Here is an 18,807-nt window from a genome sequence, read left to right as displayed (position 1 = left end):
GACGGACGGCCCCGCCGGTCCCTCGGGCCAGCGGGGCCGTTCTGGCGCCGGCACGTCCCGTCCCGTCCGCGCGCCTGTCCGCCTCCCTGGCGGACCTGGCAACCACCCAAGACTCGCAAAGGAGCCGCTCCACCCATGACCCACGCATCTGAGGCAGAAGCCCCCCAAGTCCTGTTCGTCACGCTTGGCTGCGCCAAGAACGAGGTCGACACCGACCGCATGCGCAGCCTCCTTTTGCGCGCCGGCTACGGCGAGGCCGACGACACGGACGAGGCCGACGCCGTCATCGTGAACACGTGCTCGTTTCTCGCGAGTGCCACGTCCGAGAGCGTCGAGCGCACGCTCGAGCTGGCCGAGGCCGCCCGCGAGGGCGTGCGCGAGCTGCCCATCGTGATGTGTGGCTGCGTGCCGTCGCGCTACGGGGCTGACCTCCCCTCCGCGCTCCCCGAGGTCGCGAGCTTCGTGCGCACCGACGAGGAGGACGGCATCGTCTCGGTCATGGACGGCGTGCTCGGCCGCGAGTCCGTCTTGCCCTCGGCCTCCGGCGCTGCGGCGGGACCGCTCGCAAGCCCCCTTCGCACTGTCCAGGGGGCGAGCGCCTACGTCAAGATCTCCGACGGGTGCGACCGCTTCTGCAGCTTCTGCGCCATCCCCTACATCCGTGGCCGCTACGCTTCGCGCCCCTACCGCGAGATCGAGCGCGAGGTCTCGGCGCTTGCCAGGGAGGGCGTGCGCGAGTTCGTCCTCATCGGCCAGGACACGGGCATCTGGGGAGAGGACCTGGGGGAGGGTGACACCCTCGCGAGCCTCCTCGCGCGCCTGGGCGAGGTGGTGCGCCCCTACGGCGCGTGGCTGCGCGTGCTCTACCTGCAGCCCGAGGGCATGACCGACGAGCTCGTCGCCGCGATCCGCGACGTTCCCGAGGTGCTTCCCTACATCGACATCCCCATCCAGCACTGCGACGCGCGCGTGCTCAGGAGCATGAACCGCACGGGCTCCGCCGAGGAGTTCTCGGCGCTGTTCTCGCGCCTGCGCCGCGAGATCCCGGGCATGGTGCTCAGGACCACGGGCCTCGTGGGCTTCCCGGGCGAGACCGACGAAGAGTTCGAGGAGCTCCTCGCCTTCGTCGACCGCGAGGAGTTCGACTACACGAGCGTCTTCACCTACTCACGCGAGGAGGGCACGGCCGGCGCACGCATGAGCGACCAGGTTCCCGAGGACGTCAAGCTCGAGCGCACGCAGCGGCTCCACGACGTGGCCGAGGAGCTGGGCTTCTCCGCCACGGCCAGCCACGTGGGCGAGGTCGTGGACGTGATCGTCGACGGGCTCGACACCGACGGCGAGGCACCCGAGCTCATCGGGCACGCGTGGTTCCAGGCGCCCGACTGCGACGGAGCCGTGCACATCCCGGAGGGGGAGGCCGCCGTGGGCGAGGTCGTGCGCGTGCGGCTCACGGAGGCGTTCTGCTACGAGCTCGAGGGCGAGATCGTCCGTGGTGACGAGGAGGGGGAGGTGGCCTAGATGGCCGCTGGCAAGAGGGGTCATGGCATCTGGACGCCGGCGAACGTGGTGACCTGCGTACGCGTGGTGCTCGTTCCCGTGTGGGTGGCCCTCGCACTCTGGGTGGGCCCAGTCGTGGTCACGGGCGGCTCCGTCGAGGCCGGCGTTGGCGTGGCGGTGCTCTTCGCGCTGCTCTCTGCCACCGACAAGCTCGACGGCTACCTCGCGCGAAGCCGCGGCGAGGTCACGACCTTCGGCAAGTTCCTCGACCCCATCGCCGACAAGCTGCTCGTGGTGGCGGCGCTGCTCGTGCTGCTTGCCTGGGACCTCGTGAGCCCGGTGGTGCCCATCGTCGTGATCGCGCGCGAGTTCCTCGTGAGCGGCCTGCGCATGGTCGTGGCCACGAGCGGCACCGTGGTGGCGGCGAGCAGCCTCGGCAAGTGGAAGACGGCCACGACGATGGTCTCGATCGTGGCGCTGCTGCTCTCCGTGGCGCTGCCGTTCGGTTCTGCTGCCGTGGCCATCCAGCTCGCGGGCCATGCGCTGCTCGCGGTGGCCGTGGTGCTCACGGTCTGGAGCGGTTTCGACTACTTCTGGAAGTCCCGCGAGGTGCTCTTTGCCGACGAGGACTATGAGGGTTCGCCCGAACACGGCACCACCGCGATGTTCGGCAGCATCGCGGGCGCGGTCGAGACGCTGCCCGGCGTGGCGTCCGAGGGTGCCCTCGCGGCCGCGCCCACGTGGGACGATTGCGTGAGGGTCGCCGCGCGCGTGCTCGAGGGCGCTCGCGAGCGCGGGCTCACCGTGGGCGCGGCCGAGTCATGCACGGGCGGGCTCGTCGAGGGCGCGCTCACGGCGGTGCCTGGCTCGTCCGACGTGGTGATGGGTGCGGTGGGCAGCTACGCGGTCTCCGTGAAGCACCACGTGCTCGGGGTCTCCGAGGACGTGCTCGGCTCGGTGGGGCCCGTCTCGCCCGAGTGCGCGGCTCAGATGGCCGAGGGTGCCCGCCCGGCGCTCGGCTGCGACGTGTCGGTGAGCGTCACCGGCATCGCCGGCCCTGGCGGCGCCGAGCCGGACAAGCCCGTGGGCCTCGTCTGGTTTGGCGTCTCCGACGGCGTCAAGACGCACACGGAGAGCGAGGTCTTCCCGGGCGGCCGCGCCGAGGTACGCCTGCGTGCCGTGGTGCACGCGCTCGAGCTGCTCGAGCGCACGTGCTCGGGGCATGCGCTTCACGAGTAGTTTCGCTTGACGGCGCCGGGGCAGGGGAGCCTCGGCGCCGTTTCTGGTTGTGGTGGGGCGCTGGAGTCTTGGAGTCTCAAGCCTGTTGCAATGTGGCCTCGTGCGAGTGCGTGGTCCGCCGTGGCTCTTGGTCTTCAGCAGTAACCCCGCGGCAGGTGGTCGTGCTGGGTCGCCGTGTTATGCAGAACAACCAGGTGCCGTTTTATGTGCTCTTTCTGGACTTTGGAGTCGGTCTTGGCCCGAATGCGCCGTCTGCGGACGAATCCCAGCCGCCTATGGAAAACCTCGTCAGCCTCCAGGCTTCCGTTACGACGTCTGCCTCGTGTGTCGGGAGCCTGTCAGGTCCTGTCGGGTCCCTGTCGGGAATCTACGGCGCTCGCGCCGATATTCTTGTCCTGTCCGATTGACTGCGAACGAACGTTCGCGTACGATGTCTCAAGACGACGGAAGGAAGGTCATGGCAAAGTCCAGCGGAAACGCGCGCGAGGTCCACGCTCCCACCACGGGCGAGGAGCGCGAGAAGATGATCGAGCTCACCACCAAGGAGATCGAGAAGAAGTTCGGCACCGGCTCGATCATGAAGTACGGCGAGGAGGGCCCGGACCTGCACGTCGAGGCCATCCCCACCGGCTCGGTCGTGCTTGACGAGGCCCTCGGCATCGGCGGTGTGCCGCGCGGCCGCATCGTCGAGATCTACGGCCCCGAGTCCTCGGGCAAGACCACGCTCTCGCTCGAGATTCTCGCCGAGGCGCAGGCCATGGGCGGCGTCGTCGCCTTCATCGACGCCGAGCACGCGCTCGACCCGGGCTATGCCGCCCGTATCGGCGTCGACATCGACGAGGTGCTCATCTCACAGCCCGACACCGGCGAGCAGGCCCTCGAGATCTGCGACATGCTTGTGCGCTCCGGTGCCATCGACGTCGTGGTCATCGACTCGGTGGCCGCGCTCGTCCCGCGCGCCGAGATCGAGGGAGAGATCGGCGACACCACGGTGGGCCTGCAGGCCCGCCTCATGAGCCAGGCGCTGCGCAAGCTCGCGGGCTCGCTCTCCAAGTCGAATACCACGTGCATCTTCATCAACCAGCTGCGCGAGAAGATCGGCGTCATGTTCGGCAACCCCGAGACCACGCCGGGCGGTCGCGCACTCAAGTTCTTCGCCTCCGTTCGCATGGACATTCGACGTATCGACTCCATCAAGCAGAACGGCGAGGTCATCGGCAACCGCGTGCGCGTCAAGGTCGTCAAGAACAAGGTGGCCCCTCCCTTCAAGACGGCCGAGTTCGACATCATGTACGGGACGGGCATCTCCAAGGAGGGCTCCATCCTTGACCTCGGCGTCAACGAGGGCGTCATCGACAAGGCAGGCGCCTGGTACACCTACGAGGGCGAGCGCCTGGGTCAGGGCCGCGAGGCCGCCAAGGAGTTCCTGCGCTCCACGCCTGACCTCCGTGACGAGATCGAGCAGAAGGTACGTGCGGTAGTGGGGCTCCCCTCGGCGCTCGACGACGAGGACGCCGACACCGACGACGACCTGACCGACGACGCCACGACCCCGGCGGACGATGCCGAGTAGCACGCGACCTCGCGGGCGTAGGGTCGCCCGCGAGCCATGGTGCCACGAGGCGACCACCGGCTTCTCCTACGAGATCGCGCTGCCCGCGCGTGCGGCGGCGGCCATCGGGGCTCGAAAGCCCCTTGCCAAGGTCACGCCGGAGGGTTCGGAGCCGGTCTGCGTTCCGGTCGCCGTTGCCCGTGCCCTGCATGGCTCGGACGTTCCCGAGCCCGAGAGCCGTGCGGAGCTGCTCTATCGCATCCGCGAGACGGCGGACGCCTGCGCCTGGGCCCGGGTGGTCGACATGGTCTCCCGTCGCGAGTACTCCTCGACGGAGGCCATCGAGCGGCTCCGGCGTGACGGCTACTCCGCCGAGTGCGCCGCCCGCGTGGTCGAGCGGGCCCAGCGGCTCCGCGTCATCAGCGATGCCCGCTTTGCCGAGTCCTTTGTCCGTGCCAAGGTCTCCGCTGGCTGGGGTCCCGTCCGCATCGAGCGCGAGCTCTCTCGCAAGGGAGTCGAGCCCGCGGACGTTCCCGGCTGGCCGGAGGAGTTCGTGGGTGCGGGGGACGACGTCTCCGCCCGTGCGCGCGAGGCGCTCGAGCGCAAGCGCGTGCCCGAGAAGAACGCCTATCCCAAGCTCGTGCGCTTCCTCGTCTCGCGGGGCTACTCGCTCTCGGTCGCGAAGGACGCCGTCTCTGCACGCCTTGCCGAGGAGTCCGAGAGCGAGGCGGGTGGCTGGTAGGCGCCGCCCGCGGCGAATGTGGTGCCGCTTGCGTAGCTGTTTTGCCCCGTTGCCTCGTGCGCGTTGACTGTCGGTATGTCTATCCGTAAGATAGAACAACCATTTGGGTATCTCTCGTCCGCTGTGCCCGCACGGCAGACGTCCTTTTTTGTCCGTTGCATCTGCGTTTCGCAATCTGCATAGACGCCGGGAGCCACTCGGATGGTGGGCTCCGTCCTTATGGGGCGGTTTCCTGAACCAGCCAGAAAACGAGTGATCCTAGGAGTCGGAATGGTAATCGGCATCATCGCCGCGTTGGTGGGCCTCCTCATGGGCGCCGCCATCGCCTACTACGTCAGCAACAACAAGAACTCGGCACGGGTGCAGGAGGCCGACCGCCAGGTCAGCGAGGCCCGCAACGCCGCCGAGCAGCTCAAGACCGATGCCCAGCGCCAGGCCGAGACCGCCAAGAAGGAGGCGGTCCTTGCCGCAAAGGAGGAGATCCTCAAGCTCCGCCAGGCTTCCGAGGCCGACGAGAAGCAGCGCAAGAGCGAGCTCCACTCGCTCGAGAGACGCATCATGCAGCGCGAGGAGTCGCTCGACCGCAGGAACGACGCGCTCGACCGCCGCGAGCACCAGCTCTCCAGCCAGGCCGGCCAGCTCGACCGTCGCGCGAACGACCTCGAGGGCCTCTGCAAGCAGCAGACGAGCGAGCTCGAGCGCATCGCCGCCCTTTCCACCGAGGACGCCCACAAGGAGCTCCTCGACCGCGTGCGCAAGGACACCGTGCGCGAGGAGGCCCAGATTCTCCGCGAGAGCGAGCAGCGCACCCGAGCCCAGGCCGACAAGACCGCCCGCGAGATCGTGACCACGGCCATCCAGCGCTGTGCCGCAGACCAGGCCGGCGAGGTCACCGTCACCAGCGTGCACATCCCCTCCGACGACCTCAAGGGCCGCATCATCGGCCGCGAGGGTCGAAACATCCGCACCTTCGAGCAGATCTCGGGCGTCTCGCTCGTCATCGATGACACTCCCGAGACCGTCCTGCTCTCGAGCTTCGAGCCCGTTCGTCGTGAGACCGCTCGCGTGGCCCTCGAGAACCTCATCGCCGACGGCCGCATCCACCCGGCGCGCATCGAGGAGATGTACAAGAAGGCCGAGACGCTCGTGAGGCAGCGCGTCCAGGAGGCCGGCGAGCAAGCCGCCTTCGACACCGGCATCCACGACCTGCACCCCGAGATCATCAAGACCCTCGGAGCTCTTCGCTATCGCACCTCCTTCGGCCAGAACGTGCTCCAGCACTCGCGCCAGGTGGCCGAGCTCTGCGGCATCATGGCCTCCGAGCTCGGACTCGACCCGGCGCCCGCCAAGCGCGCCGGCCTGCTCCACGACATCGGCAAGGCCATCGACCACGAGGTCGAGGGCCCGCACGCCGTCATCGGCGCCGACCTTGCCCGTCGCTACGGCGAGCGCCCCGAGATCGTGCACGCCATCGAGGCGCACCACGCCGACATCGAGCCCAACACCATCCTCGACCAGCTCGTCATGGCCGCGGACGCCATCTCGGCGGCTCGCCCGGGCGCGCGACGCGAGAGCGCGGAGACCTACATCAAGCGCCTCCAGAAGCTCGAGGAGATCTCCAACGCGCACGAGGGCGTCGAGCGCACCTATGCCATGCAGGCCGGCCGCGAGCTGCACGTCATGGTGCAGCCCGAGAAGATCTCGGACGCCGAGGCCACGGTGCTCGCCCACGACATCGCCAAGCAGATCGAGGACGAGATGGAGTACCCCGGCCAGGTGCGCGTCGTGGTCATCCGCGAGTCCCGTGCCGTCGACGTGGCCAAGTAGCCCATGGCGGGGGAGACTCCCACGAGGGGCCAGGGAGACCCCGGCATCTCGCTCGTCGACTTCGTGGCCAAGGTCTCCGGCGAGACCGCCGTCAGGGTCGAGGAGACGCTCGGCGATGGCTTCGTCCGCCTGCGCGTGGGCGAGGCCGAGCGCCGTCAGGCCAAGCATGACATCCGCTGCATCGAGGACGTCGTGATCGAGATGCTCCGCAACTCGCGTGATGCCGGGGCGCATCGCATCCTCGTGGCCACGAGCCGCGAGGGCGACGCCCGCACCCTCGTCATGCTCGACGACGGCTGCGGCGTCCCCGACTCGATGCGTGAGCGCATCTTCGACGCGCGCGTCACCTCCAAGCTCGACACGGTTCACATGGACCGCTGGGGCGTCCACGGCCGCGGCATGGCCCTCTTCTCCATCAAGGAGAACACGCGCTCCGCCCGCGTGCTCGCCTCCGGCCCGGATCTCGGCTCCTCCATCCGTATTGACGCCGACGCCTCGCGCCTCCAGGAACGCAAGGACCAGAGCACCTGGCCCACCATCGGCAGGGGCGACGACGGAGAGCATCAGCTGAGGGGTCCGCACAACATCATCCGCACCTGCTGCGAGTTCGCCCTCGAGGAGCGCTCGGGCTGCGAGGTCTTCCTCGGGTCGGCCGCCGAGGTCCTGGCCACGGCGCGCGCCCTTGCCCAGGCGGAGCCGACCTCGTCGAGGCTCCTGTTCGTCGACAGTCTCGACGAGGTCCCCGTCATCCTGAGGCCCGCGGTTGCCGGCGACGCCCACGAGCTCGCCCATATCGCGTCCTCGCTCGGCCTCGACATCTCCGAGCGGACGGCCCACCGCATCCTCGCCTCGCAGATAAAGCCCCTACGCCCGGTTGCCGCGCGCCTCACGCACCACGCGGGCGCGCCCGGCAGACGTGAGGTCGACCTCATGCGCGACTGCCGCGGTCTCAAGCTCGCGGAGGATGACACCGAGGAGTTCTCGCGCATCATGGAGCGAGCCTTCGACTTCATCGCCGAGCGCTACTATGTGAGCCTCTCCGCGGAGCCTCGGGTGAGCGTCTCGCACGATCGGGTCACCGTCACCTTCGACCTCGAGAAGGGGGATTGACCCACCATCTCGGGGCCGGGCCTCGCTCTTCCCGGGGTACTGGCTGGACAACGCACGACCAAGCGCTACCATCACACAGAACACGCAGTTGATTCATGGCATTTCACACGAGGAGAGCATTACCCATGGACTACCTGAAGGTCTCGAGCAAGTCTTCGCCCGCATCGGTGGCAGGCGCCATCGCGGGCATGGTCAAGGACGGCGTGCCCGTGAACATCCAGGCCGTCGGCGCCGGGGCCGTCAACCAGGCCATCAAGGCCGTGGCCATCGCCCGAGGCTTCCTCATCCCCGCGGGCATCGACATCTCGTGTGCGCCCACCTTCTCCGACATCGACATCGACGGTCAGAGCCGCACGGCCATCCGCATCTCCGTCTACGTGCACCGTCTCACGCCCTCCGACGCCACGAGCCTCGAGCAGTCGGCCGGGAAGGTGGTCGCATAGTGCGCACGCCCGCATCGCTCTCCGGACTTACGTACCACGTCAAGACCTTCGGCTGCCAGATGAACCTCCACGACTCCGAGCGCGTCTCGGGGCTCCTGGGGTTGTGCGGCTGCATCGAGGTCGCCTCCCCCGACGAGGCCGACATCGTCGTCTTCATGACCTGCTGCGTGCGCGAGAAGGCTGACACGCACCTCTATGGCCAGGTCTCGGCCATGGTGAGCGCCCCCGAGCCCCCAAGCGGCAGGCGCATCGTGTGCGTGGGCGGCTGCATCGCCCAGCGTGACGGCGCGCGCATCCGCGAGCACATGAGGAACGTCGACGTCGTGTTCGGCACGCGCGCGCTCGCGAGCCTGCCCGAGCTTATCGCCGACGCGCTCGAGGGTGGCTCGAAGGAGGTCGTGGCCGACGTCTCCGAGGACGATCCCGGCTTCTCGACCGACCTGCCGAGCCGTCGCGAGGACGCCTGGCACGCCTGGGTGCCCATCATGACGGGCTGCAACAACTTCTGCAGCTACTGCATCGTGCCCTACGTGCGCGGGCGCGAGCGCAGCCGTCGCCTCGAGGACGTCGTGGCCGAGGTCGACCGCCTGCGCGCCGACGGCGTGCGCGAGGTGTGCCTGCTCGGCCAGAATGTCAACTCCTACGGGCGCAACGTCTACGGGCACCCGCGCTTCGCCGAGCTCCTGCGCGCGGTGGGGGAGACGGGCATCGAGCGCATCCGATTCACGAGCTCGCATCCCAAGGACCTCTCCGACGAGACCATCGCGGCGATGGCCGAGACCGAGGCCGTCATGCCGCAGCTGCACCTGGCCGTGCAGAGCGGCTCCACGCGCGTGCTCAAGGCCATGAACCGCCGCTACACCCGCGAGGACTTCCTCTCGCTTGCGAGCCGCATCAAGCACGCCATGCCCGGCATCGCACTCTCGACCGACATCATCGTGGGCTTTCCCGGCGAGACCGAGGAGGACTTCGAGGACACGCTGTCGCTCGTGCGCGAGGTGGGCTTCTCGTCGGCGTTCACGTTCATCTACTCCAAGCGCTCCGGAACGCCGGCCGCGAAGGTCGACGACCCGACTCCGCGCGAGGTGATCCAGGAGCGCTTCGACCGGCTCGCCGAGCTTGTGGCCACACTTGCCCACGACGCCAACCAGGAGGAGCTCGGTCGCACGGTCGAGGTCCTCGTCGAGGGTCCGTCAAAGAGGGACGACGACATCCTCGTCGGGCACAGCCGCAAGAACAAGACGGTGCACTTTCCGCTTCCGGAGGGCGCCTCTGCCGAGGGTCTCGTTGGCAAGCTCGTGGACGTCCGCGTTGACGAGGCCAGGACCTGGTACCTCAGGGGCCCTTTGGTCGGCGACGCGCGATGAGCGACCCCTCGCTTCCAGGCCCAGTCGTCTGCATCGTGGGGCCCACGGCCTCGGGCAAGAGTTCGCTTTCCGAGCAAGTCGCCCTGAGGCTGGGGACGGACGTCATATCCGTCGACGCGATGCAGGTCTACCGGGGCATGGACATCGGCACGGCCAAGACGCCAGTCTCCGAGCGGCGCGTGCCGCTCCAGATGGTCGACGTGGCCGATGTGGGCGAGGACTTCTCGGTGGCGAGGTTCCAGGAGATGGCCCGCGAGCTCGTCGATGGGCGCGTGGGACGCGGGCTCGTGCCGGTGCTCTGCGGGGGCACGGGCCTCTATCTCGACTCGGTTATCGACGAGATGGACTTTCCCTCGGGCGTGACGCATGGGGGAGCGCGCGACGCCTACGAGCGCATGGCTTCCGAGCAGGGGGCCATGGCCCTCTGGGAGCTCCTCCGCAACCGCGATGCCCGTAGCGCCGCGGAGATTCACCCCAACAACGTGCGTCGTGTCGTGCGGGCGCTCGAGATGCTTGACGAGGGCGTCTCCTATGCCGAGAAGCACGAGGGCCTGCGCAGGCGTGTTCCCCACTATGACGCACGCATCTGGGGTCTCACGATGGATCGCGAGCGACTCTACGCCCGCATCGATGCGCGTGTCGACCAGATGATGGTCGCGGGGCTCGTCGACGAGGTGTGGCACCTTGTGGACGGGGGGCTGAGCACCTCGCTCACGGCTGGCCAGGCCATCGGATACAAGGAGGTCATCGACCTTCTCGAGGGAAGGGTCGACAAGGACGAGGCCGTCGAGCTCATCAAGCGGCGTACGAGGCGCTATGCGAAGCGTCAGCTCTCGTGGCTTCGAAGGGACGGCCGCACCCGTTGGGTGGATCTTGACCGCATGAGCCCGGAGGAGGCTGTCGACCTCATCGTGGAGGACGCTCAAGGCCAGGCAGTGTCTTTCCAGTCGAATCTTCACGCCACAATTCCGTATCCCAAGAGGAAAGAGTAGGTCTTGGGTCGCTTCAAGCACATCTCAACCGCGCCCGTCCCCGAGCGCGCACTCATCGTCGGCGTCGACACCGGCAAGGGCGACTGGCTGCTCAAGGACTCTCTCGACGAGCTCGCGCGCCTCGTCAACACGGCCGACGCCGTCGTGGTCGCCCGCGAGACTCAGCGCCTCGATGCGCCCGTTCCTAAGACCTTCGTGGGCTCGGGCAAGGTCGAGGAGCTCGTGGGCATCGTCAGGCGCATGGACATCGACATAGTCGTGTTCGACGACGAGCTTACGCCCTCCCAGCAGGCCAACCTCGAGAAGGCCTTTGGCGACCCGGTCAAGGTCATCGACCGCACGGCACTCATCCTCGACATCTTCGGCCGTCACGCCACCACGCGCGAGGGGCGTCTTCAGGTTCAGCTCGCCCAGCTTCAGTACCTTCTTCCTCGCCTTCGCGGCATGTGGAGTCACCTCATGGGCGAGCAGACGAGGGGCGGCATCGGCAGCCGATTCGGCCAGGGCGAGAGCCAGCTCGAGGTGGACCGCCGCATCGTGAGGGACCGCATCTCCCAGCTCAAGCACGAGCTTGAGCGACTCGAGACGAGGCGTATCACCCAGAGCAAGGCCCGCTGGGACTCAGGCGTGTGGCGCGTTGCCCTTGCCGGCTACACCAACGCCGGTAAGTCGACGCTGCTCAACGCCCTCACCAACTCCGGCGTGTACGCCAAGGACGAGCTCTTCGCCACGCTTGACCCCACCACCCGCTCCATCGACCTCGCCGAGGGCCGAAAGATCACCCTGACGGACACGGTCGGGTTCATCCAGAAGCTCCCCACGAACCTCGTCGAGAGCTTCAAGTCGACACTCGCCGAGGTGCGCGCGGCCGACCTTGTCCTCGAGGTCGTTGATGCCGGTGACGAGAACTGGCGCAAGAAGGCCGAGGCTGTCGAGGGAATCCTCTCCCAGATCGGCGCCTCGGGCATCAGACGCGTCCTCGTCTTCAACAAGTGCGACCTCCTGGCTCCGGACGAGCTCTCCGAGCTGCGCGGGAGCGAGCCTCGGGCCGTCTTCGTCTCAGCTGCGACGGGCTCTGGTCTGGCCGGGCTCCTCCATCGTATCGCGAACGAGGCAAGTGTCGGCGACGTGACCCTTACGGCTCGCATTCCCTACGAGAAGGGCATGCTTGTGAAGATGGTCCACGAGCGTTGCCAGGTCATCCGAGAACAGTACGAAGACGGTGGCCTTCTCGTCACCTGCAAGGCATCCGAGCGCATGGCGGCCACGTTGGCTCCCTACGTTACCGAGTCCTGACGCAATCACCGCCGCTGCCCTCTGGTAGTCCTCACGAGGCTTTTAACCTAACGTAGGCCCCCTTCCATCACGCAGACAGCCGGTCCTCGTCAAGTCAAAACCAGCTCTCACTCCATCGCTTCTCTTAGCTGGGTTTGCCGAGACCCCAAACCTTGCTTCTACTTCAACACGGCTCTCAGCCAGTTCTTGCCAAGCTCTTACCTAGCCCGTCACTGGCATCGTTATGGCCAGCAACACCGGCTGGTGTAGGACGTAGACGGGAAGGGCGTGCCTGCCCACCCATTCCAGAGGCCTGCAACTCAGGCGCTCGAGCCACATGGGCTCGCCTCTGAGTGCCACGAGCCGGCCGATGCATACCCCCGCAAGGTAGAGCAGCGTGTAGGGGAGTGGTGGATAATAGTCTCCCGAGGCAAACGTGGGACCCGGGAAACCCAACCAGCTCAACAGGCCGCTTCTGTAGGGGCCGAGGGGAACGGCAACCGATGGTCCCCCAAATTGTCCTAGGCCAAAGCGGCCCTGGGGCACCTCCAGACAGAGGAGGAAGGCTACGACGAGGGTCACAGTGCAGACCGTAATTGTTCGTGCGCCCCTTTGGGAAGCACCGACCTTATCAAGCAATGCCCCTAAGAGCCATGCCACGAGGGTGCTCACGCCCATGCAGTAGATGATGCCGTAGCTGATGGGCGTGTCGACGGCAGCCACGAGGGTGACAACATAGATGGCGGCGGCAACGCCCAGGTAGCGTGCCGCCCTCCTCAGGTTGCTTCTGGAGTGGCTGCACATCATGCCAGCGACCAGCAGAAACGTCCAGGAGATGGAGGCTCGCCAGACATCTTGGTACGGTGGCCTGAACCATGGCAGGGACACATCCTCGATGAAGGCAAGGTCGTAGCAGAGATGAAAGCCCACCATGGAGACCACCGAGAAGCCCCGGATGACGTCATAGCCGTGGATGCGTCGCCTCCCGGCCGGCCGGGCCGATTCGGAGCCCCTCGGCCGGCCGGTTGCGTCCGTGCCACCAGCTTCCATCACATCGTCCTAAAGAGGCCCGTCACGCACCCGAGGATGGTCGGGTTGTCTGCGTATATGGGCTCCATGGTGTCGTTCTCCGGCTGGAGCCGCACGCGGCCCCGCTCGCGGTAGAAGGTCTTCACCGTGGCCGAGTCGTCGATGAGGGCCACGACGATCTGGCCGTTGTGGGCGTCGCTCTGCTCCTTTACGACGATGTAGTCGCCGTCAAGGATGCCGGCGTTGATCATCGACTCTCCACGGACGCGCAGCACGAAGGAGCTCGAGTCCCCCACGATGTCGGTGGGGAGGGTGAGGTTCTCCTCGACGTTCTGCTCGGCGAGGATGGGGATGCCGGCAGCAACGCGTCCGACAAGCGGGAGCGTGACCGTGTTCGCGCTGACGTCCTGCTCCACGCGGGCGAGGCTGACGCTCTGCTGGAGCTTCTCGCTGCCCGGCCCGCAGATCTCGATGGTCCTCGGCTTGTTGGGATCCCTGCGGATATAGCCGGCGTCCTCAAGCTTGTGAAGGTGGGAGTGCACGGTGGACGGCGAGGAGAGGCCGATTGCCCCGCCAATCTCACGTACCGACGGCGGGTACCCGTGAGCCGCCGTGAAGCTGCAGATGAAGTCATAGGCCTGCTGCTGGCGCTTGGAAATCTTGGTCCTGGTCATGGCTCCTCCTTCTACGTTGAGGACATCATACACGCGTTCGTAGGAGAGTTCAAACATTTGTTCTTATTTTTGCTTGACACGAACATGTGTGCGTGGATACTTGATATCAGAAAGGGAACAGACGTTCCAGTCCGGTTTTTTGTCCGCTTAGGCCCGTATACCTAGAGACAACAAAAGGACGAGCGAAGGGGTGTCACATGAATGTCAACACTCGATATGGCGAAACGATCTATACGTATGAGGGTTCCGCTGCGCTCAAGCCCAGGGAGTCGCACCGCCTTCGTCTCGTCGAGGGTGGCCGCTCGAGGGCCCACGGTTGGGCGATTCCCTCCGGAACCAACCGCAGGGTTGCGCACAGGTCTGTCGACACCGTCTCTGTGCCCGTTCCGAAGACACGTGCCGGGTATGCCCCCAACGTCACTCCCTATGTGAGCGAGAGCCAGACGCTCGCCGTCTACGCCGCCGGCATCATCATCTGCGCCATGGTCTTTGGCGCCTGGCTCATCCAGCGCCTGCTGGGCTAGGTGCCGCCTGGAGCCAAAGGCAACCGTCACATGCGGTACCGGCCCTGCAAGCCCACAACATCGTGTGGTATCTTCCAAGTGTCATTATCATCTGGGAGGTACCATGCGCTGTCCAAAGTGCGGCTGCGAGGAGTCCAAGGTAGTCGACTCCCGGCCTGCCGAAAGCAATGACTCCATCAGGCGGCGTCGCGAGTGCGTCGCGTGCGGCTTTAGGTTCACGACGTACGAGCGACGCGAGGAGCTGCCCCTCGTCGTGCTCAAGCACGATGGCTCCAAGGAGCCCTTCGATCGCGAGAAGCTCATGAGGGGCCTTGTGCGGGCGACGGTCAAGCGTGACGTTCCCATCTCAACGCTCGACGCCCTCATCGGCAGCATCGAGTCTGAGCTGAGGGACCATGGCAAGACCGAGGTCTCCTCAAGCACGCTTGGTGAGATGGTCTTGCATCGCCTACTCGACATCGACAAGGTAGCCTACGTCCGCTTTGCGTCCGTCTACCGAGACTTCAAGGACATCGAGGAATTCTCCGAGGAGCTAAGGAGGCTCTCCAGTGAGTGAGGATGCCATCACCCTGCCCATCAAGCGGCTTGATCCCACGGTCGAGCTACCAAGCTACGCGTATGCCGGTGACGCCGGCCTCGACCTCAGGGCCAGCGAGAGCGTCGTGCTCAAGCCCCTCGAGCGCAGGCTTGTCTCGACGGGGCTGGCGATTGCCATTCCCGAGGGCTATGCGGGCTTTGTCCAGCCTCGAAGCGGGCTTGCGCTTCGCAAGGGGCTCTCCATGGCCAATACTCCGGGGCTCATCGATGCCCACTACCGTGGCGAACTCAAGGTCTGTGCCGTCAACCTCGATTCCCAGAACGACATCGTCATCGAGCGCGGCGAGCGCATCGCACAGCTCGTTATCCAGAAGGTCCCGGTCGTCACGCTGACCGAGGTCGACGAGCTTGACGAGACCGACCGTGGTACGGGCGGATTTGGGTCGAGTGGTACAGACTAGCAGTCCCTGGTTCCCAAGGGCGCTCACTAACGCAAAACCATCTCAACAGATTGAGAGGTATTCATGACAGACCCAACGACACATGACCTCATCATCCTTGGAGGGGGCGCGGCTGGCCTTACGGCTGCAATCTACGCCACGAGGGCCGGCATCGATGCGCTCACGATCGAGCAGGGAGCCTTTGGCGGCCAGATCACGACCACCGACGAGGTAGACAACTATCCAGGCATCGAGGGCGTCAGCGGGGCGGAGCTCGGAACCAAGTTCCAAGACCATGCCGAGAACCTCGGCGCCAAGTTCGCCTTTGACGCCATCAGCTCCATCTCGTTTGATGAGAAGGAGTCTCGTTTCTCCCTTGTGGGCGACGAGGGCTCCTATCAGTCCAAGACGCTCGTCTATGCCGCCGGCGCCACGCCGAGGAAGGCCGGATTCGAGGGCGAGGACCTGTTCCGCGGCAGGGGAGTCTCGTATTGCGCCACCTGTGACGGCATGTTCTACACCGGTAAGCACGTCTTCATCATCGGTGGCGGTAACTCCGCTTGCGAGGAGGCCGTCTTCCTCTCGAGGTTTGCCTCTGACGTCACGATGATCGTTCGCAAGGACCATCTGCGCGCCATGAGCAGCGGCATCAGGCAGGTCGAGCAGAACGAGAAGATTTCGGTTAGGTACCTAACTAGTATCACAAAGCTCGAGGGGGAGACCCTTCCCACGAGCATAACGTTCAGGGACAACGTCTCTGGCGAGGAGCATGTCGAGACGTTCGACCCGGGCTCGTTCGGCATCTTCGTCTCGGTCGGCCACGTTCCCCAGTCTGGACTCGTGAGGGAGCTCGTCGAGCTCTCGCCGGATGGCTCCATCGTAACGGACGACTCAATGGCCACCAAGACGCTAGGTCTCTTCTGCGCAGGCGACGTTCGCACCAAGCCCCTGCGTCAGGTCATCACCGCGGCGGCAGACGGCGCCATCGCGGCGACGAGCGCAGCCCTGTTCCTTGGGGAGCTTGTCATCTAGCAATGTGCGTTCGGATTAAAGGTGACGGCTCCTAAGCGGAAACTCACCTGAGTCTAAGCTCAAAAGCGGCGCGCCCAATAACGAGGCCTTCAACTAGCGTCATGTGCCCGGCCGGTCAAAGACCCATATCCAGAGCCTTTGGCCGGCCTTGCCATATACATTCGCTGAAACTTGACAATCGAATCGTTCCACTTGGTACAGAATGCCCTCTCGGGAGTACACGACTCCCCTTCTTAGGTTCTAGCTAGATAATCGATAATATATCTTATGTAAAGTAGAGAAGAGTAAAAGAACGGAGAGCCCCCAACCTCATTGCAGCTGGACATCCTTCGATACCTCAAGCCATTCTACTCTTGGCGTGGAGCAAAGCTGCCGTGGAGAAGCCTTCTGACGCGCAACTCAGAGTCATCCCCGCGCTGTTCCTCGAGGAGCACGAGGAGACGGTCGCCCTCCATGAGCCGCGTGGAACCTCTGGGCATAATCTGCTTGCCACAGCGCGTCACGGTGACGATGAGCGCCTGCTTGGGCCAGTCCAGCTCCGATATGAGCCTTCCTGCGGCGTCACAGCCGCTCTCCACCACATAGGAGTGAAGCTGACGTCCCTGGGAGCCCCAGCGGTCGTGAGCCTCGTCCGCGCTCAGGCCCAGGAGCTTGGCAAGCAAATGCTCGTAATACGGGTCCACATGTAAGACGTTCGCCGTTACGTAGGCAACAACGCTCACCACCGAGAGCGACAGGAGCGCGTCAAGGCTCCCCGTCAACTCGAAGGCAAGGACCACCGCCGTGACGGGCGCCCTGATGGCAGAGGCGAACATGCCCGCGATGCCAAGCACCATGAAGTTGGTCACAAGTGCCGGGTCAAGGCCAAAGAGGGACGCCCCCGCCTCACCGAGAAGCGCACCCGCAAGCGCCCCCATGACCACGAGCGGAAAGAGCGTGCCACCTGGGACGCCGGCCCCAAAGCAGACGCCCGTGAAGAGGAACTTGCCGATGAGGAGGGCCGCGAGCAGGGCAACCGTTATGCCGGTGGGCTGCTCGAGAAGCTTGAGAATGGCATCGCCGCCGTCCATGAGGATGGGGGCAGACAGCGCGACGCCACCCGCTATGACAAACGGGACGAGGAAGCGACCGAACGGAGACTTCCAGCGAATCCTCGAGAGGATGTCCTGGATGGCGAACATCCCCGCGTTGTGTGCGACGCCAACGAGGCCCATCGCCAGGCCAAAGACGACGAGAACCCAATAGCTCTCGTGCGGCAGAAACCCGGAGAGGCCAAAGGCGATGACCGGCTTGAGACCAAGGATCTGCGAGGCAACGTAGTCCGATACGACGGCCGCGCACATGACCGAGATGATGAGGGCCGCGTTAAAGGTCTTATGAATCTCCTCGAGGGCAAACATGACGCCCGTCAACGGGGCGTGGAAGGCGGCCGCCATGCCGGCACCGGCCCCGCAGGTGACAAGCAGGCGCTCCTCTCCCCTTCCACGACGAAGAAGCTTGGAGACGGCCTTGCCCGCCATGCCTCCCAGCTGCACGGACGGGCCCTCGCGTCCCAGGGAGAGGCCGCCCAGGGCCGCGAGGGTTCCCTCGGCGAACTTTGCCACGACCACCCTGTGCCATGGCATGTCCATGGACCCCATGACCTCGGCGTCGACCTGGGGAATGCCCGAACCCGACGTCGCAGGCTCCCAGCGAACGAGCGCCGCAACAGCGACGGCCGCCAAGACCAGTCCCAAGAAGAGCATGGCGATGCGCTCGGGATGCTCGCCAAAGGTGGACACGAAGGCGCGAATGGTGCCCTCCGCCCAGGTGAGCGAGAGACGATAGAGCGTGACGAGGAGGCCTCCGGCTAGGCCTACGAGGCAGCCCTCCCAGACGAGGCTCACCTGGAACCTACCGGAAAGCCTCCTCACCACGGGATCGGTGTGCACTGACAAGGCCTTGACGTCCTAGTGAACCTTGATGAGCGAGTAGATTTCCTGCGGGAACTCCTTGGAGATGACCTCGCGCGGGTGCAGGTAGTCAAGCTCGAGGATGAAGGAGAAGCCCATGATCTTGGCGCCGGACTGCTCGACGAGCTTGGCCGTCGCCAGGGCCGTGCCGCCCGTGGCCACGAGGTCGTCGACGACGAGCACGCGGTCGGTCGGCTTCAGGGCGTCCTTGTGGATCTGGAGCTCGTCCGTACCGTACTCGAGGGCATAGCGCTGCGAGTAGACCTCACGAGGGAGCTTGCCCGGCTTGCGGGCGGGAACGAACCCGGCACCAAGACGATAGGCAACGGGAGCGCCGATGAGAAAGCCCCTCGCCTCGGAGCCGACGACCTTGTTGATGCCCATGCCGAGAAAGTGGTCGACCATCGTGTCAACGCAGGCGGACAAGCCATGCTCGTTGGAGATGAGCGGCGTGATGTCCTTGAAGATGACGCCCGGCTCGGGATAGTCGGGAATGTCGATGACGAGGTGCTCGTAGGCAAACGGCCTATCCTGCGTGTCTGACATGGCTAGCTCCTTGATTTTGGGTTCTT

Annotated in this window: 18 protein-coding genes; 14 read left to right on the top strand and 4 right to left on the bottom strand. The window is 65.7% G+C overall.

What is annotated here, in order from left to right:
* Positions 1-135: 135 nt before the first annotated feature.
* The 10 genes from rimO (at position 136) to hflX (ending at position 12,068) form a co-directional block, all read left to right on the top strand.
* Complete coding sequence (rimO, locus tag EFAMC1_RS05745; RefSeq protein ID WP_154053356.1) at positions 136-1,521, top strand: 30S ribosomal protein S12 methylthiotransferase RimO; 1,386 nt, start codon at positions 136-138, stop codon at positions 1,519-1,521.
* Entirely contained in the window at positions 1,522-2,739 is a 1,218-nt protein-coding gene (pgsA, locus tag EFAMC1_RS11375) for a CDP-diacylglycerol--glycerol-3-phosphate 3-phosphatidyltransferase (protein ID WP_154053355.1), read from the top strand.
* Between the two features lie 457 nt (positions 2,740-3,196).
* Positions 3,197-4,312: a recombinase RecA gene (recA, locus tag EFAMC1_RS05730; protein WP_154053354.1), complete on the top strand. Its 1,116-nt coding sequence runs from the start codon at positions 3,197-3,199 to the stop codon at positions 4,310-4,312.
* Positions 4,302-5,033 (top strand): regulatory protein RecX, encoded by a 732-nt coding sequence (locus EFAMC1_RS05725; protein ID WP_154053353.1) that lies wholly within the window; start codon positions 4,302-4,304, stop codon positions 5,031-5,033. Before recA ends, EFAMC1_RS05725 begins: the two co-directional genes overlap by 11 nt.
* Before the next feature lie 270 nt (positions 5,034-5,303).
* On the top strand, positions 5,304-6,860 hold the full coding sequence (gene rny, locus EFAMC1_RS05720) for a ribonuclease Y (protein ID WP_154053352.1): 1,557 nt from the start codon (positions 5,304-5,306) through the stop codon (positions 6,858-6,860).
* A gap of 3 nt (positions 6,861-6,863) precedes the next feature.
* The gene (locus EFAMC1_RS05715; protein WP_154053351.1) at positions 6,864-7,970 is read left to right on the top strand and encodes an ATP-binding protein; all 1,107 of its coding nucleotides are present in this window, start codon (positions 6,864-6,866) and stop codon (positions 7,968-7,970) included.
* A gap of 125 nt (positions 7,971-8,095) precedes the next feature.
* Positions 8,096-8,413 (top strand): stage V sporulation protein S, encoded by a 318-nt coding sequence (locus EFAMC1_RS05710; protein ID WP_154053350.1) that lies wholly within the window; start codon positions 8,096-8,098, stop codon positions 8,411-8,413.
* Between the two features lie 59 nt (positions 8,414-8,472).
* On the top strand, positions 8,473-9,780 hold the full coding sequence (miaB, locus tag EFAMC1_RS05705) for a tRNA (N6-isopentenyl adenosine(37)-C2)-methylthiotransferase MiaB (RefSeq protein WP_410054784.1): 1,308 nt from the start codon (positions 8,473-8,475) through the stop codon (positions 9,778-9,780).
* A complete protein-coding gene (miaA, locus tag EFAMC1_RS05700) occupies positions 9,777-10,772 on the top strand; it encodes a tRNA (adenosine(37)-N6)-dimethylallyltransferase MiaA (RefSeq protein WP_154053348.1) in 996 nt (331 codons plus the stop codon). Before miaB ends, miaA begins: the two co-directional genes overlap by 4 nt.
* Before the next feature lie 3 nt (positions 10,773-10,775).
* Positions 10,776-12,068 (top strand): GTPase HflX, encoded by a 1,293-nt coding sequence (hflX, locus tag EFAMC1_RS05695; protein WP_154053347.1) that lies wholly within the window; start codon positions 10,776-10,778, stop codon positions 12,066-12,068.
* Positions 12,069-12,269: 201 nt separating this feature from the next.
* Here the strand turns inward: hflX and EFAMC1_RS05690 are convergent, their stop codons facing one another.
* Both EFAMC1_RS05690 and lexA read right to left on the bottom strand, forming a co-directional pair.
* Positions 12,270-13,097 carry a heparan-alpha-glucosaminide N-acetyltransferase gene (locus EFAMC1_RS05690; protein ID WP_154053346.1) on the bottom strand — a complete coding sequence of 276 codons (828 nt, stop codon included), beginning with the start codon at positions 13,095-13,097 and terminating at the stop codon, positions 12,270-12,272.
* Positions 13,097-13,750, bottom strand: a complete 654-nt coding sequence (lexA, locus tag EFAMC1_RS05685) for a transcriptional repressor LexA (RefSeq protein ID WP_154053345.1) — start codon at positions 13,748-13,750, stop codon at positions 13,097-13,099. The genes EFAMC1_RS05690 and lexA overlap by 1 nt, the downstream gene beginning before the upstream one ends.
* A gap of 197 nt (positions 13,751-13,947) precedes the next feature.
* Between lexA and EFAMC1_RS05680 the strand changes: the two genes are divergently transcribed.
* The 4 genes from EFAMC1_RS05680 (at position 13,948) to EFAMC1_RS05665 (ending at position 16,283) form a co-directional block, all read left to right on the top strand.
* Positions 13,948-14,274 (top strand): hypothetical protein, encoded by a 327-nt coding sequence (locus EFAMC1_RS05680; protein WP_154053344.1) that lies wholly within the window; start codon positions 13,948-13,950, stop codon positions 14,272-14,274.
* Between the two features lie 103 nt (positions 14,275-14,377).
* Positions 14,378-14,830: a transcriptional regulator NrdR gene (gene nrdR / locus EFAMC1_RS05675; RefSeq protein ID WP_154053343.1), complete on the top strand. Its 453-nt coding sequence runs from the start codon at positions 14,378-14,380 to the stop codon at positions 14,828-14,830.
* Positions 14,823-15,272 (top strand): dUTP diphosphatase, encoded by a 450-nt coding sequence (gene dut / locus EFAMC1_RS05670; RefSeq protein ID WP_154053342.1) that lies wholly within the window; start codon positions 14,823-14,825, stop codon positions 15,270-15,272. The genes nrdR and dut overlap by 8 nt, the downstream gene beginning before the upstream one ends.
* A gap of 63 nt (positions 15,273-15,335) precedes the next feature.
* On the top strand, positions 15,336-16,283 hold the full coding sequence (locus tag EFAMC1_RS05665; RefSeq protein ID WP_154053341.1) for an NAD(P)/FAD-dependent oxidoreductase: 948 nt from the start codon (positions 15,336-15,338) through the stop codon (positions 16,281-16,283).
* A 347-nt stretch (positions 16,284-16,630) separates the two neighbouring features.
* Here EFAMC1_RS05665 and EFAMC1_RS05660 read toward each other — a convergent pair whose 3' ends face one another.
* Both EFAMC1_RS05660 and EFAMC1_RS05655 read right to left on the bottom strand, forming a co-directional pair.
* On the bottom strand, positions 16,631-18,214 hold the full coding sequence (locus EFAMC1_RS05660) for a ClC family H(+)/Cl(-) exchange transporter (RefSeq protein WP_261981793.1): 1,584 nt from the start codon (positions 18,212-18,214) through the stop codon (positions 16,631-16,633).
* An 18-nt stretch (positions 18,215-18,232) separates the two neighbouring features.
* On the bottom strand, positions 18,233-18,781 hold the full coding sequence (locus tag EFAMC1_RS05655) for an adenine phosphoribosyltransferase (RefSeq protein ID WP_154053339.1): 549 nt from the start codon (positions 18,779-18,781) through the stop codon (positions 18,233-18,235).
* Between the last annotated feature and the right edge of the window lie 26 nt (positions 18,782-18,807).

This window comes from Olsenella uli (assembly GCF_901212675.1).
GTDB classification, from domain to species: domain Bacteria; phylum Actinomycetota; class Coriobacteriia; order Coriobacteriales; family Atopobiaceae; genus Parolsenella; species Parolsenella uli_B.
This window is presented reverse-complemented; position numbering and strand designations above follow the sequence as displayed.

What these genes read in the sequence shown, in the direction of transcription:
- EFAMC1_RS05680 (WP_154053344.1), top strand. Translation starts at nt 13,948, where the DNA reads ATGAATGTCAACACTCGATATGGCGAAACGATCTATACGTATGAGGGT.
- EFAMC1_RS05665 (WP_154053341.1), top strand. Translation starts at nt 15,336, where the DNA reads ATGACAGACCCAACGACACATGACCTCATCATCCTTGGAGGGGGCGCG.
- lexA (WP_154053345.1), bottom strand. Translation starts at nt 13,750, where the DNA reads ATGACCAGGACCAAGATTTCCAAGCGCCAGCAGCAGGCCTATGACTTC.
- nrdR (WP_154053343.1), top strand. Translation starts at nt 14,378, where the DNA reads ATGCGCTGTCCAAAGTGCGGCTGCGAGGAGTCCAAGGTAGTCGACTCC.
- EFAMC1_RS05715 (WP_154053351.1), top strand. Translation starts at nt 6,864, where the DNA reads ATGGCGGGGGAGACTCCCACGAGGGGCCAGGGAGACCCCGGCATCTCG.
- EFAMC1_RS05710 (WP_154053350.1), top strand. Translation starts at nt 8,096, where the DNA reads ATGGACTACCTGAAGGTCTCGAGCAAGTCTTCGCCCGCATCGGTGGCA.
- miaB (WP_410054784.1), top strand. Translation starts at nt 8,473, where the DNA reads ATGAACCTCCACGACTCCGAGCGCGTCTCGGGGCTCCTGGGGTTGTGC.
- rimO (WP_154053356.1), top strand. Translation starts at nt 136, where the DNA reads ATGACCCACGCATCTGAGGCAGAAGCCCCCCAAGTCCTGTTCGTCACG.
- pgsA (WP_154053355.1), top strand. Translation starts at nt 1,522, where the DNA reads ATGGCCGCTGGCAAGAGGGGTCATGGCATCTGGACGCCGGCGAACGTG.
- miaA (WP_154053348.1), top strand. Translation starts at nt 9,777, where the DNA reads ATGAGCGACCCCTCGCTTCCAGGCCCAGTCGTCTGCATCGTGGGGCCC.
- EFAMC1_RS05655 (WP_154053339.1), bottom strand. Translation starts at nt 18,781, where the DNA reads ATGTCAGACACGCAGGATAGGCCGTTTGCCTACGAGCACCTCGTCATC.
- EFAMC1_RS05690 (WP_154053346.1), bottom strand. Translation starts at nt 13,097, where the DNA reads ATGGAAGCTGGTGGCACGGACGCAACCGGCCGGCCGAGGGGCTCCGAA.
- rny (WP_154053352.1), top strand. Translation starts at nt 5,304, where the DNA reads ATGGTAATCGGCATCATCGCCGCGTTGGTGGGCCTCCTCATGGGCGCC.
- recA (WP_154053354.1), top strand. Translation starts at nt 3,197, where the DNA reads ATGGCAAAGTCCAGCGGAAACGCGCGCGAGGTCCACGCTCCCACCACG.
- EFAMC1_RS05725 (WP_154053353.1), top strand. Translation starts at nt 4,302, where the DNA reads ATGCCGAGTAGCACGCGACCTCGCGGGCGTAGGGTCGCCCGCGAGCCA.